This window comes from Thalassobacillus hwangdonensis (genome assembly GCF_042675915.1).
Classification (GTDB): Bacteria; Bacillota; Bacilli; order Bacillales; family Halobacillaceae; genus Thalassobacillus_A; species Thalassobacillus_A hwangdonensis.
On the sequence record NZ_JBHTKL010000001.1, the window covers coordinates 1230895 to 1246594 of the forward strand.

General features: G+C 45.5%; 11 protein-coding genes and 1 other annotated feature. Of the genes, 2 read left to right on the forward strand and 9 right to left on the reverse strand.

Annotated elements, in window-relative coordinates:
* Positions 1–5 precede the first annotated feature (5 nt).
* Positions 6–1772 (reverse strand): aspartate--tRNA ligase, encoded by a 1767-nt coding sequence (aspS, locus tag ACFQ2J_RS06615; RefSeq protein WP_386057694.1) that lies wholly within the window; start codon positions 1770–1772, stop codon positions 6–8.
* A complete protein-coding gene (hisS, locus tag ACFQ2J_RS06620) occupies positions 1772–3052 on the reverse strand; it encodes a histidine--tRNA ligase (RefSeq protein WP_386057696.1) in 1281 nt (426 codons plus the stop codon). Before hisS ends, aspS begins: the two co-directional genes overlap by 1 nt.
* Before the next feature lie 73 nt (positions 3053–3125).
* Positions 3126–3351, reverse strand: a binding site (T-box leader).
* Positions 3352–3539: 188 nt separating this feature from the next.
* Between hisS and ACFQ2J_RS06625 the strand changes: the two genes are divergently transcribed.
* Entirely contained in the window at positions 3540–5024 is a 1485-nt protein-coding gene (locus ACFQ2J_RS06625) for an N-acetylmuramoyl-L-alanine amidase (protein WP_386057697.1), read from the forward strand.
* A gap of 33 nt (positions 5025–5057) precedes the next feature.
* On the opposite strand, the gene dtd is transcribed toward ACFQ2J_RS06625, so the two are convergent.
* The 7 genes from dtd to ACFQ2J_RS06660 all read right to left on the reverse strand — a co-directional run bounded on the left by dtd (position 5058) and on the right by ACFQ2J_RS06660 (position 14020).
* Complete coding sequence (dtd, locus tag ACFQ2J_RS06630) at positions 5058–5504, reverse strand: D-aminoacyl-tRNA deacylase (protein ID WP_386057699.1); 447 nt, start codon at positions 5502–5504, stop codon at positions 5058–5060.
* A gap of 13 nt (positions 5505–5517) precedes the next feature.
* On the reverse strand, positions 5518–7719 hold the full coding sequence (locus tag ACFQ2J_RS06635; protein WP_386057701.1) for a RelA/SpoT family protein: 2202 nt from the start codon (positions 7717–7719) through the stop codon (positions 5518–5520).
* A gap of 178 nt (positions 7720–7897) precedes the next feature.
* Positions 7898–8410 carry an adenine phosphoribosyltransferase gene (locus tag ACFQ2J_RS06640; protein WP_386057703.1) on the reverse strand — a complete coding sequence of 171 codons (513 nt, stop codon included), beginning with the start codon at positions 8408–8410 and terminating at the stop codon, positions 7898–7900.
* Positions 8400–10733: a single-stranded-DNA-specific exonuclease RecJ gene (recJ, locus tag ACFQ2J_RS06645; protein ID WP_386057705.1), complete on the reverse strand. Its 2334-nt coding sequence runs from the start codon at positions 10731–10733 to the stop codon at positions 8400–8402. The genes ACFQ2J_RS06640 and recJ overlap by 11 nt, the downstream gene beginning before the upstream one ends.
* A 78-nt stretch (positions 10734–10811) precedes the next feature.
* Complete coding sequence (locus tag ACFQ2J_RS06650; protein ID WP_386057707.1) at positions 10812–11123, reverse strand: LapA family protein; 312 nt, start codon at positions 11121–11123, stop codon at positions 10812–10814.
* A gap of 110 nt (positions 11124–11233) precedes the next feature.
* A complete protein-coding gene (secDF, locus tag ACFQ2J_RS06655) occupies positions 11234–13510 on the reverse strand; it encodes a protein translocase subunit SecDF (protein WP_386057709.1) in 2277 nt (758 codons plus the stop codon).
* 216 nt (positions 13511–13726) lie between these two features.
* Entirely contained in the window at positions 13727–14020 is a 294-nt protein-coding gene (locus ACFQ2J_RS06660) for a post-transcriptional regulator (RefSeq protein WP_386057710.1), read from the reverse strand.
* A gap of 126 nt (positions 14021–14146) precedes the next feature.
* Between ACFQ2J_RS06660 and spoVB the strand changes: the two genes are divergently transcribed.
* A complete protein-coding gene (gene spoVB / locus ACFQ2J_RS06665) occupies positions 14147–15700 on the forward strand; it encodes a stage V sporulation protein B (protein ID WP_386057712.1) in 1554 nt (517 codons plus the stop codon).

Below are 15700 nucleotides of genomic sequence, written 5' to 3' on the forward strand. Positions count from 1 at the left end.
GTCTATTACTTTTTAGGATTTGTTTTCAAGTGTAGTTCTTCCAGTTGCGCTTGACTGACGCCGCTCGGTGCCTGGGTCATCAGGTCTGATGCGGATGCGGTTTTAGGGAACAGGATCGTATCACGTAAATTGTTGCTGCCAGACAGCAGCATTATTATACGGTCAAGCCCGAGTGCGATTCCTCCATGTGGAGGTGCACCATATTCCAATGCATCCAGCAGGAATCCGAACTGCTCCTGTGCTTCTTCTTCGCTGAAGCCAAGGACTTCGAACATCCGGTCCTGTACTTCTTTTTTATAGATACGAAGGGAACCTCCACCTAATTCATATCCATTGAGCACTAAGTCATACGCCTGTGCGTGGACCTCTCCAGGAGCTGAAGTCAATTTTTCCATGTCTTCCTCCACCGGCATTGTGAATGGGTGGTGGGCTGCAAAATAACGCCCTGCTTCTTCGTCATATTCAAGGAGTGGCCAATCGGTCACCCAAAGGAAATTGAATTTGCTCTCGTCGATCAGTTCAAGCTCTTTTCCTAGTTTCAGTCGCAACGCTCCAAGGCTTTCCTGTACGACGGATACTTGATCGGCTACGAACAACACCAGATCTCCTGCTTCTACCTCAAGTGATTGACGAAGTGCATTTTGTACAGATTCGTCAAGGAACTTGCTGATCGGACCTGCCATTGTGCTTTCCTCTGCCTTCAGCCAAGCTAGCCCTTTCGCTCCGAATCCTTTGATGAAGTCGGTCAGTTTATCCAGGTCCTTACGGGAGAAGTCTGCAGCAGCACCTTTGACATTCAATGCGCTTACCTGACCCCCGGATTCAACTGCACCGGCAAACACCTTAAATCCGGAATCTTTGACGATTTCCGACACGTTCACCAGTTCCATTCCAAAACGGGTATCCGGTTTGTCGGAGCCGAAACGTTCCATCGCTTCTTCATAGCTCATACGTGGAAGCGGCGTCTCCAATTCGATTCCTTTGACCTCATTCATCACTTTCTTCATCATGCGTTCGGTCATGGCCATGATGTCCTCTTGTGTCATGAATGATGTTTCAATGTCGATCTGAGTAAATTCAGGCTGACGATCCGCCCGCAAGTCTTCATCACGGAAGCAGCGTGCTATCTGATAATACTTTTCAAACCCGGACATCATCAATAATTGTTTGAACAACTGAGGTGATTGTGGCAATGCGTAAAATTCTTCGGGATGTACACGGCTTGGAACAAGGTAGTCACGAGCTCCTTCTGGTGTACTCTTCGTAAGAATCGGCGTCTCCATCTCCAGATATTCTTCCTCATTAAGGAAGTTTCGGATGACCTGGTTTGTCTGGTGGCGCAGTTTGAACGTTTCCTGCATCGGTTTTCTGCGCAAGTCAAGGTAACGATACTTCAGACGCAGTTCCTCTGCTACATCCGTTTCATCTTGGATCATGAATGGTGTCGTTTTTGCTTTGTTGATCACTTCCAGGCTTTCGGCGTGAACTTCAATCATACCTGTTGAAATGTTCGTGTTCTGCGTACCTTCACTTCTTGCAAGCACTTCTCCTTCAATTTCCAGCACATATTCACTTCGCACATCCTCAGCCTGCTCCAGGGCAGCCTTGGATACTTCGGGGTTGAAGACGACCTGCACGATTCCTGAACGGTCACGTAAGTCGATGAAGATCAACCCGCCCAGGTCACGGCGCTTCTGCACCCAGCCTTTCAATAATACTTTCTCTCCGATTTTCGATTGTTCTAAGTGTCCACAATGGTGTCGTTCCATCATCATTCTCCTCCTGCCAGTTCCTTTTTCATATGTTCGGTAATGTTTTCAAAAGCGATTTGCACTTGATCGCCGGTGTCCATATTTTTCACATTGATTTTTTGTTCGGCAAGTTCATTCTCACCCAAGATAAGCACGTATTTAGCATTGTAACGATCAGCAGCCTTGAATTGCGCCTTCATTTTCCGCTGCATGTAATCTTTGTCCACTTGAATGCCTGATTTTCTCAGCTCATAAGTCAATTTCAAAGCTTGCTTTTCCGCTTCTTCTCCAATGGCGATAAAATAGCAATCCAACGCATCATCCAATGGTAGTTCGATTCCTTCTGCTTCCAGTGCCATAAGAAGACGTTCGATACTTAATGCAAAACCGATACCCGGTGTTTCCGGACCTCCGATTTCTTCGACAAGCCCGTTATAACGGCCACCGCCACTCAACGTCGTAATTGCCCCGAAGCCTTCAGCATCACTCATGATTTCAAATGCAGTGTGATTGTAGTAATCAAGACCTCGGACAAGATTTTTATCTACAACGTAATTAATGCCCATCGTATCAAGATTCGCTTTCACCTGTTCAAAATAATTCCGCGAATATTCATTCAAGTGTTCAAGAATGGATGGGGCGGTTGCCATCGCCGGATGGTTGCGATCTTTTTTACAATCCAGCACACGTAATGGGTTCTTATCGAGACGGACCTGACAGTCTGCGCATAACTCCTCACGGTGTGGGTCGAAATGATTGACCAGTGCCTGCCTGTGGCTCTCACGGCTTTCTGTATCTCCTAAGCTGTTGATGACAAGCTTCAGTGACTTAAGCCCGAATTCCTGATAGGCACTCATTGCAAGTGCGAGTACTTCTGCATCTACACCTGGATCAGCACTTCCAAGCGCTTCGATTCCAAACTGGACGAATTGCCTCGTTCTTCCCTGTTGCGGTCTTTCATAACGGAACATTGGCCCGATATAGAATAATTTCGTCGGCTGGTTCGGTAGACCGAATAGTTTATTTTCAACAAAAGAACGTACGACAGAAGCTGTTCCTTCCGGTCGAAGGGTAAGGCTTCTCCCCCCTCGATCTTCAAAGGTATACATTTCTTTCTGAACGATATCTGTCGTATCCCCGACACCTCGCTGGAATAATTCCGTGTGCTCAAACAACGGAGTACGGATTTCCTTATAGTTATATCTGTTGCACAAATCCTTCAGATTCTCTTCAATGTATTGCCATTTCTCTGAATTACCAGGAAGTATATCCTGCGTACCTCTTGGGAGTTTCATACTCATTTTTCATATCCTCCTACGAATGAAATGTAACGAATTGGAAACAATTGCATATAAAAAACTCCCGTCCCTAAAAATAAGGGACGGGAGTTATACCCGCGTTGCCACCCTGGTTGAGACGTCGTTCATGACATCTCCACTCAATACAGTTAACGCCTGCATACGTCTGTATCTACTCGGCTTTCGACACAGAACCTAAAGAACGTCTTTCACCGGTGCATCGCGTGGAAATACTTTCAGCCAGTGGCATTTCCTCTCTGGACGGATGGGGTTCCGGTTACTCTTTCCATCATCGGTTTTTTTCGAATCATTTTTTGAATTGATTATTATCATATGACGGACAAAAGCCGATGTCAAGAACTTTACTATTTTTTCTCTCAGCTATTCACTGATTCATCATTTCAACCGATAGATAGATTAAAGGATATTTCATCTGTCCTGTCGAATAAGGGAAGTTAATCAAGTACTGAAAAAAGGAGGTAGGTAATCGTTGTCCCGTTTCAAGTTTCTGTTATCATTCGTAGTTTTTTCTTGTTTATTCCTTGTTGTTTTACAGGAACAGCCTGTTGAGGCGAGTGAAGCCACTGTGAAGGTGGACAAGCTCAATGTCCGTTCCGGTCCTGGACTGAATCATTCACGTATTGGCCAGGTGGAGCGAAATGATACTTTTAAGATTATCAATGAAAAGAACAATTGGGTCCAGCTTCAGCTCCCAGCCAAAACCGGTTGGGTTGCCAAGTGGCTCGTTACCATTGAGGGGACGGAGCAAATCAAATCGGATGTGAATTACTTGAGAGTACGGGCAGATGCAACAACCAGCTCGACCATCCTTGGACATCTGATGAAGAATGAGAAGGTTCACAAGGTTACAGAGAGAGGTAAGTGGCTGCAGGTTGCATGGAAAGGAAAATCCGGGTGGGTACATAGGGACTTTACAAGCTCTGTTTCTAAGCCTGTTCATACAAGTCAACCGTCAACACCAACCCCTTCTCAGCAGGAAGTCATCGGAACCGTAGTCGTGCAGACTCCGATTCTTAATGTAAGGGATGCCGGTTCACTGAAGGGAAAACGGATCAGCCAAGTCAGAAAAGGGGATGAACTTGCCCTTCTAAAGGAACAAAACGGCTGGTACCAGATCAAGCTTTCAAACGGAAGCACTGGTTGGATAGCAAACTGGCTGGCAAAGAAAAAGCCTGCTCAGGAACAGGCCTCAACCTTGTTGACATTGAATTATAATGCAACTAATTTACGGAGCGGCCCCTCAACAAGCTATACCATCGTCGCAAGAGGTAACCAAGGGGATCAGTACCGTGTGATCAGCAAGCATGATGAATGGTACAAAATCCAGCTGACAAACGGCAAAGACGCCTATGTAGCAGGATGGATCGTGTCATTGAATAACGGAGGAAGCTCCTCTCCTGAACCGAAAACAAACGGATTGAAAAATAAACTCATCGTCATTGATGCCGGTCATGGCGGACGGGATGTCGGTGCAATCGGCATCAGTGGAGTGTTCGAAAAAGATGTCACGTTCTCGACCGCTTCCAGGCTGAAAGAAAAGCTGGAACTTGCAGGTGCGAAGGTCATTCTTACCCGTGATTCTGACAGATACCTATCCTTATCAGGAAGATCCGTTCTTTCCAACTTATCGAAAGCGGATGCCTTTTTGAGTCTCCATTACAATAGCGCACCACAATTTCCAAGTGCCAGTGGGATAGGAACCTACTATTACCACAATCACAATCGAGCACTTGCACAGACGCTCCAGACAGAAATGGTCCGAGCTACCGGGCTCCGGGATCGTGGAGTAACACACGGAAACTTCCACGTCGTAAGAGAAACAAGTGGAGCAGCAGTACTACTGGAATTAGGTTTTATTTCCAACAGACTGGAAGAACAACTTGTACAGACATATGGATATCAGTCGAAGCTTGCTTCAGGTATCGTCAAAGGATTGGAAAACTACTTCAACTAGTAAAAGAGGATGGCGGCTGCCATCCTCTTATTTTTATCTTTCATTGCTATCCAAAATGAGTGTTACAGGTCCAACGTTATTCAGACGTACATCCATCATTTCACCGAATACGCCTTTTTCCACAGCCACACCCGCTTCCGTCACCAGCTCATTGAACCGCTCATAAAGCTTAGCTGCTATTTCTGGCTTGGCAGCTGCCATAAAGTTCGGTCTTCTTCCTTTTTTGCAATCACCATAAAGGGTGAACTGCGATATCGATAACACTTTGCCACCGACATCCTTCAGGGACAGATTCATTTTTTCCTGCTCGTCCTCGAAGATTCTGAGATTGGTAATCTTATTCACAAGATAGGTTGCGTCTTCTTCCGTGTCTTCATGTGTTACCCCAAGCAGGACGACCAAACCATCATCGATTTGGCCGCTCACTTCCCCATTGACGGTTACTGAAGCATCTTTCGCACGTTGTATGACAGCTCGCATCGCTCAAAACCCCTTATTGCATCATTCTTCTTACCGTATAGACTTCAGGAATCTGTTTTATTCTTTCAACGATTTTACGTAAATGATTGATATTCTGGATAAGAATCGTAATGTTGATCGTGGCCATTTTGTTACGATCCGATTTGCCTGATACTGCAGTAATATTCGTCTTCGTTTCATTTACAGCCTGCAGCACTTCATTCAACAATCCTCTTCGGTCGTATCCGGATATTTCCAAGTCCACATGGTACTGCTTTGTAATCGTACCGGTACCTTCCCATTCGACAGGCAGCAACCTCGTCTGGGCATCCTCGGTTAGGACATTCGGGCAATCCGACCGGTGGACGGAGACACCTCGTCCTTTCGTAATGTAACCGACGATTTCATCCCCTGGTACAGGATTGCAACACTTTGATAAGCGTACAAGCAGGTTATCGACACCTTTCACCCGTACGCCTGAATCGCGTTTGGATGAAGGTCGATCCTTCGCTTCCGTCTTGACCTCCTCCAATGTCTGTTCAAGGTTCTGCTCTTTTTCCATTTTTTGACGGAGCTTCTCTGTCAGACGTGTCGCAATCTGGGCAGCCGTAATCCCCTGGTAACCGACAGCAGCATACATATCTTCTTCAGTACTGAAGTTGAACTTCTCTGATACGCGCTTGATATTCTCAGGGATAAGCACATCTTTCGGCGCGATATCCATTGCTTTGATTTCACGCTCGACCGCTTCTCTGCCTTTGGAGACATTCTCATCACGTCGCTGCTTTTTGAAGAACTGCTTAATCTTATTCTTCGCCTGTGACGTCTGTGCAAGTTTAATCCAGTCCTTAGATGGCCCATAAGAGTGCTTGGACGTCATCATTTCGACGATGTCACCTGTCTTCAATTTATAATCGAGCGGTTCCATCTTGCCGTTGACCTTCGCACCGATGGTATGATTGCCTACTTCCGTGTGGATACGGTATGCAAAATCGACCGGTACGGAACCGGATGGCAATTCGATTACGTCGCCTCTCGGAGTGAAGACGTAAACCATATCGGAGAAAAGATCCATTTTCAAGGATTCCATGAACTCTTCCGCATCATGGGTTTCATTCTGCCACTCAAGAATCTCACGGAACCAGGTCAACTTATCTTCGAAAGACTTTTTCGTCTGGTTGAGCTGGGAACCTTCTTTATACGCCCAGTGTGCAGCCACACCGAATTCAGCAATTTCATGCATCTCTGCTGTACGGATCTGAACTTCGAGCGGATCCCCTTTTGGACCGATCACTGTCGTGTGCAGCGACTGATAAAGGTTCGGTTTCGGCATCGCGATATAGTCTTTGAAACGACCTGGCATCGGTTTCCAGCATGTGTGGATGATACCAAGTACCGCATAGCAGTCTTTGATACTATTGACAATGACCCTTACAGCAAGCAGGTCATAAATTTCATTGAACTGCTTGTTCTGAATGGCCATTTTACGATAAATACTGTAAAGATGCTTCGGTCGCCCTGAAATGTCCGCATTGATGTTCACTTCGTCCAGACGATCCTCGATTTCCTTCATGACATCTTCGATATAAAATTCGCGTTCGTTACGCTTTTGTTTCATCAAATGGACGATACGATAATATTGCTGTGGATTCAAATATCTTAATGCTGTATCCTCAAGCTCCCATTTGATAGTGGAAATACCGAGCCGATGTGCAAGCGGAGCAAAGATTTCCAACGTTTCATTCGAAATCCTCCGTTGTTTTTCGGGTGGCAAATGCTTCAATGTACGCATATTGTGGAGGCGATCCGCGAGTTTGATCAAGATGACACGCATATCCTTCGCCATCGCGACAAACATTTTCCGATGGTTTTCTGCCTGCTGTGCCTCTTTTGACTTGTACTTGATCTTTCCTAACTTCGTTACGCCATCAACTAGCATCGCCACTTCTTTATTGAACTCTTCCTCAATACGTTCAAGTGAAATCTCGGTATCTTCGACGACATCATGAAGAAAACCACTCGCGATGGTTTCTGGGTCCATCTCCAAATTGACCAGGATTCCTGCTACCTGGATCGGATGGATGATATAAGGTTCCCCGGATTTGCGGAATTGTTCTTTATGTGCCTCTTCAGCAAATTCATAGGCACGACGAATAAAATCGGTACCTTCCTCTGGTAAATACCGACCTGCTTGTTCAATTACCTCTTCCGCAGTTAAAATATTGTCTTTCGACATGTTATCACCCTGGTTTCATTACTTACTTCCATACTCTTTGATGCGCTAAATTAGTAGTTGTCTTCCATTATCGAAAAAAGAATGCCAAATGTAAAGCGAAAAATTTTCCCACATTATGTCGAAACCTGCTGTTTCAATGTATAAACAAGGAGTACTCGTAACGAGCACTCCTCTTTTATCAGTATTGCATCAAAGTAAGGACGTCATGTCCTTCCAGCTTTTCACGACCATTCAGGTAGGTTAGTTCAATCAGGAATGCACATCCCGCTACAACCCCACCAAGCTCTTCAACAAGCTTGATTGTTGCATCAATCGTTCCTCCTGTTGCAAGAAGGTCGTCGATGATCAACACACGTTGACCAGGCTTGATTGCATCCTTGTGAATTGTAAGTACGTCCTTACCATACTCCAGTCCGTAATCCATTTTGATCGTTTCTCGAGGAAGCTTACCTTCCTTACGTACCGGCGCAAAGCCGATTTCCAGTGCGTAGGATACAGGACATCCTACAATGAATCCTCTTGCTTCCGGGCCAACGACCAAATCGATATCTCTGCTTTTAGCATATTCGACGATTTCGTCGACAGCTGCTTTGAAAGCTTTACCGTTATCCATCAAAGGCGTAATGTCCTTGAATTTGATTCCCTCTTTGGGCCAGTCTTCCACTATTGCAATATGTTCTTTAAAATCCACTTGTTACTTCCTCCTTAACGGATGGCTCCGTTTCCTCCATATACTTATCAAACCAAGTCTTCAGTTCTCGATAGCTTGAATAGTAGAGTGTCTTCTCGACTTGAAGTTTCCGTTGTTTGTTCTGATAGGTGATCGATTCGCTAAGATCCTTCTTAGAAGGAGTAGGATGAACCGAAATGAGTCCATTCTCTATTCTAACAAATTCTAAATCAAAAAACACCTTCGAGATGAAATCTATCGTAGATGGACTCCATCCTCTCCGTGCTGCAAGTTTGTCTCCATCCTTTTCTAAATCGAATGATCCTCGTTTCATGAGCATGGCATAAAACCACTTAAAGTGCTCCCGTGTCGGCAATTCATTGAGAAATGCACCATCTGTCACCCGGTAACAGGCATATACTTTATTCGGCTTGTGAGACTGTAGAACGGATGCCAAATCTTCAAGTGAATCCGGCAGGTCAAGTAAAATAAGGCTGTCCACTTCACTATCTATGACAGATTCTTTGGTAAGCACCGGTAAATCCAAAGGAACATGTCCATCATCTTCAAAAATAACAGCGTAATCTCTTTCATCGTCTAGGCCAGGAAGCTTTTTCTCAATATCCCTTGCTCCGCGATGATCGAACAACTGCCATTCTGAAACACGTACATCCTTTATCATGATTTGCGGTTTTCGCCGCCCGTTCCATTCATTTATATTCAACTCACCGATTGCTTCAAGCTTTGAGGAAGGGGCGATACATGTGTAAAGGTCCCCCATCCCGAACGCAATGCCATCAAGCATGCTGCCGTTCTTCGTGAATTGGAACTTCAAATGATTCTTTTTACTGCCAATCTGCCTAACTTCCTTCATTTCATTTTCAATATGAAAGATAGGCTTAGGATTCCCCATACCGAATGGGCTCAGCTTATCGATTTCTTCAATCTCTTTAGTGGATAGGCTTTCGATGTCCACTGTACCTTGAATATCCATCGATTGCTTGAAATCTTCCTCACTGAGCTGCTGCTTTGCGAGTAGGTTAAGCTCATCTCTCAACATATCAACATTTTCAAGGGGAAGTGTCATTCCGGCCGCTTGGGAATGCCCACCGAAATGCTTGAACACATGCCTGACTTTCATGCAATTGACAAACAAGTCGAAGGCATCGATGCTTCGGGCGGAGCCTTTCGCTTCACCTTTCTCCGCATCGAATCCTAATACGATTGCAGGCCGGTCATATTTATTTGTAAGACGGGAGGCTACGATACCCAACACTCCCGGGTTCCATCCTTCTTTGCCTACTACAATAACAGCATCATTATCTCCACTTTGATCGTCATCCATCATCTTCTCTGCTTCTTTGGCGATATCCGCCACAATCTTTTGCCGTTCCTTGTTCAATTGATCAATTTCTGATGCTAATTCCGCTGCTTCTTCAGCATCTTGTGTAAGCATCAAGTCAACCGCTGGCGAGGCATCCTGTAGCCGGCCGACTGCATTGATTCGTGGACCGATCATGAATCCGACCGTTTCTTCACTGATCGGACCGTCGATGCCGCAAATATGCCTAAGCGCCTTGACGCCCGGTCGCTCGGAGTTTGACAAAGCTTTCAATCCAAAGTGTACCAGTACCCGGTTCTCGTCCGTCAACGTGACAAGGTCGGCCACCGTACCGATTGCAACCATGTCCAGCAAATGATGCGGGATCTCTCCTGACAGAGCCTGTGCGAACTTGAATGCCACCCCTACACCTGCCAGCTCCTGAAAAGGATAGCCAGCGGAAGTTTTCGGATGGACAATCGCATACGCATCCGGAAGCTGCTCCTGCACTTCGTGGTGATCCGTGATGATCAAGTCGATTCCAAGTTCTTTTGCAACCGCTGCTTCATCTACAGCTGCAATCCCGGTATCAACGGTGATGATCAATGAGAATCCACGTTCATGTGCAAGTCGGAATGCTTGCTCATTTGGTCCATACCCTTCGGTGAACCGATTCGGAATGTAGAAATCACAATCTGCTCCTGCTTCTCTTAAAGCTTGTACCATTACAGTCGTCGCACTAACTCCATCCGCATCATAGTCCCCGAATACGAGGATTTTTTCTTCCTGTTGAATGGCAAGCCGGACGCGGGCAATCGTTGCTTCCATCCCGTCCATCAAGAATGGGTCATGAAGGTCATCCAGTGATGGAGATAAGAAGCGTCGAACCGCGTCGATATCCCGGACGTTCCTTTGCCATAACAGTCGTTGCGTCATTGGAGAGAGGTTCAAATCCGGTAGAAAGGACTCGGTCTCTATTTCATCGCTATATGTAAATTTCCAGTTCATTTTGCTATTCAGCATACTTTCACCCCTGACCCACTCATTATACTAGAGCAAATCAGGGGTAGCAAATGGGTAATTCCTAGCAATCCACCACGCTTATCCTTCTACTTTTGAATCGTTGATGTCTTTTTCCTTTTCTTCTTTCCCGGAAGTTGGGCGTGCGGTTGGTGTGGTCTGTTGGGACTTGAGTGCCTTCACTTCCCGCTGGAGCCGGAAGACCCGGACTGCCCCGAAAGCTCCTGTTACAAGGCCACCCATAAGCACAGAGAAAAGAATGACGAGGATCAATGGTGCTTCACCAGTGCCGAATAAGTAATTGACTTCCACAGGATCAACATTAATGACAGCAAAAATCGCAATTACAAGCGCAAAAATCAGAGCGAAAATGAAATAGGATTGCCCTTTCATAATAAGATTCCTCCTTATTAAGAGAATACGATACCTATCTATATTCTTACCCTCATTCCCATTTTTCCAATCAAAAAGGCTGCCTCGTGATGAGACAGCCTTTTCATCTATCAGACCTGAGGTCCGGATGGTTTTTTCTTTTTCACAAAACTTAATGGTTTCGTTTTGATTGACTTTCCTCTCCAAACGAGCCACAGCTGAGCTGCGATGAATAGTGAAGAGTAAGTACCTGCAATCAGCCCGACTACCAGCGCGAATGCAAAGTTGGTAATCGAGGACGCTCCGAAGATCAATAGCATCAGTGCTGCAAAGACGACAGTAATGACTGTATTGATACTTCTTGCAAGTGTCTCCATCAAGCTTTTATTTACGATTTTTGCAAGTTCCCCAAAGGACTTGACTCGCTTCTTCAATTTGATATTTTCCCTGATACGGTCGAAGGTGACGATCGTATCGTTGACGGAATACCCGACAATCGTAAGAATCGCGGCGATGATGGTAATGTCGAACTCCAATCGCGTAATCGCAAATAGCGCAATGATAAAGAATGCATCATGCAACAACGCAATGATCGCTGTCAAAGCAAAGAAGATTTCGAAGCGGATCGTCACATAAATGATGATACCGATCGATGCGTACAGGACAGCTAAGGCTGCATTCTTCGCGAGTTCTTCTCCTACGATTGGCGAAACCGTACTGACATTCGGTTCGCTGCCATATTTATCGTTGTAGAAGGATTTGATTTCCGCAATCTGATCCTTGCTGAGTTGGGATTCGAAGCGTACATTGGCAATTTCATTGTTGTCCCCACCATGAACGAGCTGCTTCGGTGTTTCATTGAACTCTTCTTCGAATTCTGTTTCGATTTCTTCCAGCGACACATTGTTTTCAGCAAGGATGGAAACACGTGACCCAGCTGTGAAATCAATTCCCAGATTCAAACGGAAGATCGCCAGTGCCAATGCGCCTGCTGTGATCAGTATGATCGAGAGTGCAAAGAACCGTTTGCGGTATTTGACAAAGTCGAATTTACGATTCATGAAGGTAGCGTCGACTTCATCACCTTCCGCGATATCATTGATTTGTTCTTTCTTGACGCCGAACCAGCCTGGACGTTTATTCAAGTAACGGCTCTTGATCCAGAGACCAAGGAGCAGTCTGCTTCCATACACCGCAGTGATGAAACTGACCAGGATGCTGACGATCAGCATCGTAGCGAACCCTTTTACCGAGCTTGTACCGAAAATGAACAAGACGACAGCCGCAATCAACGTCGTGATATTGGCATCGAGAATTGTGGCAAGAGAACGACTGTTACCAGCTTTGAAGGCAGACATTGGTGTTTTGCCGGCTTTCAGTTCTTCTTTTATCCGTTCATAGGTGATGATATTGGCATCTACCGCCATACCCACACCAAGGATCAACGCAGCGATACCAGGCAGGGTCAGCACGCCATTCATCAACTCGAAAACGAGCAGAATCAAGTAGATATAGACACTTAGAGTCACCGTGGCAATCACGCCAGGGAATCTGTAATAGATCATCATGTAGATGAAGATAATGGCAATACCGATGAACCCGGCAAATACCGTTTTGTCCATTGCCTGCGCACCGAATTGCGCACCTACAGAGTCGGAATACATTTCATTAAGTTCGACCGGCAATGAACCCGCATTCAGAATATCTGCCATCTTTTTAGCAGAATCTACAGTAAAGTTACCGTCGATTTGAACATTCGTACTTCGAATCGGTCCATCTTTAAAAATAGGCGCAGAAACGTATGCAGGGTCTTCTTTTCCATACTCTTCTGCATAGGATGTATCTTCGTCATAATCCAGCCAGATCACCATTGCATTTTCCGGGTATGGTGTCGTAGGATCATCTTCTATGTTATAGATTTCCTTAGATACTTCATAAAATTTAGAAGCACTTTTCAGTTTCATCGTGACCATAGGTTGGTTATTTTGGTCGAAAGACTGTGCGGCACTGCCTCCGACAAGATCCGAACCGTTCAAGTACTCTTTCCCTTGATAATCACGGAAGGACAATTGAGCAGTGGTGGAGAGCAGTTCACGTGCTTCAGACTGATCTTCCACTCCAGCAAGTTGGACTCTGATCCTGTCGTTGCCTTCGATATCAATGCTCGTTTCACTGATACCTAGGACATCGACACGTTCTGTCAATGCCTGGACCGTCGCTTCCATGACGTTACGGTTCACTTCCTGATCATCATTCAGAGGTTCTACCTCATATAGGATTTCAAACCCACCCTGTAGATCGAGTCCGAGTTTGATATCTTTGGTTACTCCTGTGATCGTTGTTCCGATTGTACCAGCAAGTAGCAGTACAATGAGAAAAAATGCAACGATGCGACCTCTTTTTACCACTTCGTGTTCCTCCTTTAATAATGCAACCTCTACTATGTGACGATTTCCTTTAAATCCACCGCAACATAAATAGGGTACAAGGAAGAGCCTCATGTTGTTCTTCATCCTATGTGTAATGGGTTCCTCGTACCTATGGTCTGATTATGTAATTGTTCACCTTTAATATGAACCATTATAGAAATCTTTGGCAACACCTGTCAATGCCAGGCCTTGCAGCTATTCTTCATTACCTTCTGTCAGTGCGGCAATCGACTTCATCAAATCATCGTCTTTATACGCGCTGACCGTCAAATAGCTGATATATGTAGTGGTGTTCAGACGCATGATCTCCTGCGTGATTTCATATAACCGCTTTTCCGGGTCACCTTTCCATACCTTTTGCCGTAAACATTCCCACACGTCCTGTTTCGTCGTTTTCGGGTACCCCATAATTTTGAATTCATCCGCTTTACTTTGTAAGAGCGGGCTGACATGTGCCTTCCACTGACTTACTGTCTGCACCAATTCCATTGACATTGCCTCCTCCACTTGCAGGCCTGTGTACTAGAAGAGAAAAGTGTCATGCTTGTACACCTGCTGTGCATATACATTCATTGTATATGAATTTAATCACTTTGAGAAGGCGGGTCCTATCACATGACCAAGCAAACTTTTCTGCAGGGCACGTTGATTCTTATTGCAGCGGGTATGGTGACTCGGTTCATGGGGTTCATCAACCGCATCGTCGTTGCAAGAATCATGGGTGAAGAGGGTGTCGGGCTCTATATGATGGCTGTTCCGACATTGATCCTTGCCATCACATTGACACAGTTCGGGCTTCCGGTCGCCATTTCAAAAATGGTCGCAGAGGCAGAAGCAAAATCAGATTTGAAAAAAGTGAAAATGATCCTCATCATGTCACTCGTCATAACCGGAATGTTAAGTGTAATTTTTACAACGTTGATGATTCTGTTCGCCCCTTGGGTAGCAACAAATCTTCTGACAGATGAAAGGACAGCAGTACCGCTGGTTGTCATCGCTCCGATCATACCGATCGTGGCAATCTCGGCCGTCATCAGAGGATATTTCCAAGGCAGACAAAATATGAAACCTCAAGCCTATTCTCAAGTCATTGAGCAATTCGTCCGAATCATTTCCGTTGCTTTCCTGACAAAATTGATGCTCCCTTATGGTGTCGAATATGCAGCTGCTGGGGCTATGGTTTCTGTCATACTAGGCGAATTCGTTTCACTGATGTACATGCTTCGGATGTTTTCTATTAAAAAGCGGTTCAAAGTCCGGAAACGTTTCCTTGTCTATTTGCAAAACGGCAGGTCCACGTTACGTGAATTACTATCGATTGCTGTTCCTACGACCGGCAGTCGAATGATCGGATCTGTTTCTTTTTTCCTTGAGCCGATTCTGGTAGCGCAAAGCCTGGCACTGGCAGGGATCACAGCAACTCTTGCGACGAAGCAATATGGAGAGCTGACCGGGTATGTCCTCCCGCTGCTGTTGCTGCCTACTTTCATCACCCATTCATTGTCGGTGGCACTAGTCCCATCAATCAGTGAAGCAGAAGCAAACAAGAATAACAAACTGGTACATTACCGCATTCACCAGTCCATACGGCTTTCTTTCGCTTCAGGAGGACTGGCTACGATCGTGTTGACAACGTTCGCCGCCACCATCTTGCAGTTGATGTACGGGACAAGCCATGCTGCTTATATGCTCGCACTGATGGCTCCCTTTTTCCTTATGCATTATATCCAATCTCCCCTCCAGGCTGCCCTGCAGGCGCTCAATTTTGCGCGAGCTGCCATGTGGAACAGTTTGATCGGCGCTGTCGTAAAATTTGCAGTACTTATCGGATTAGCTTCACAGCCATCTTTCGGAATACAAGGTGTAGCAATCGCCATTGTGACAGGAGTATTGGTAGTCACCCTCCTCCACCTGGCTACATTGATGAAAGCGATCGGTTTCACCATTCCTTGGGCAGATATTATGAAGATGCTCATATTGGTAGCTGCTACCTGGTTCATGGGGGCCCAGTTAAAGTCATTGATCCATTTTGAGATTGGGGAGAGTATGGGATTTGCTCTTATTTGTGGACTGCTGACGATCATCTATATCATTCTTCTATTTATACTCAGGTTCATCACAAAGGAAGAATTGAAACAGCTGCCATTCTTAAAGAAATTCGTGAAATAG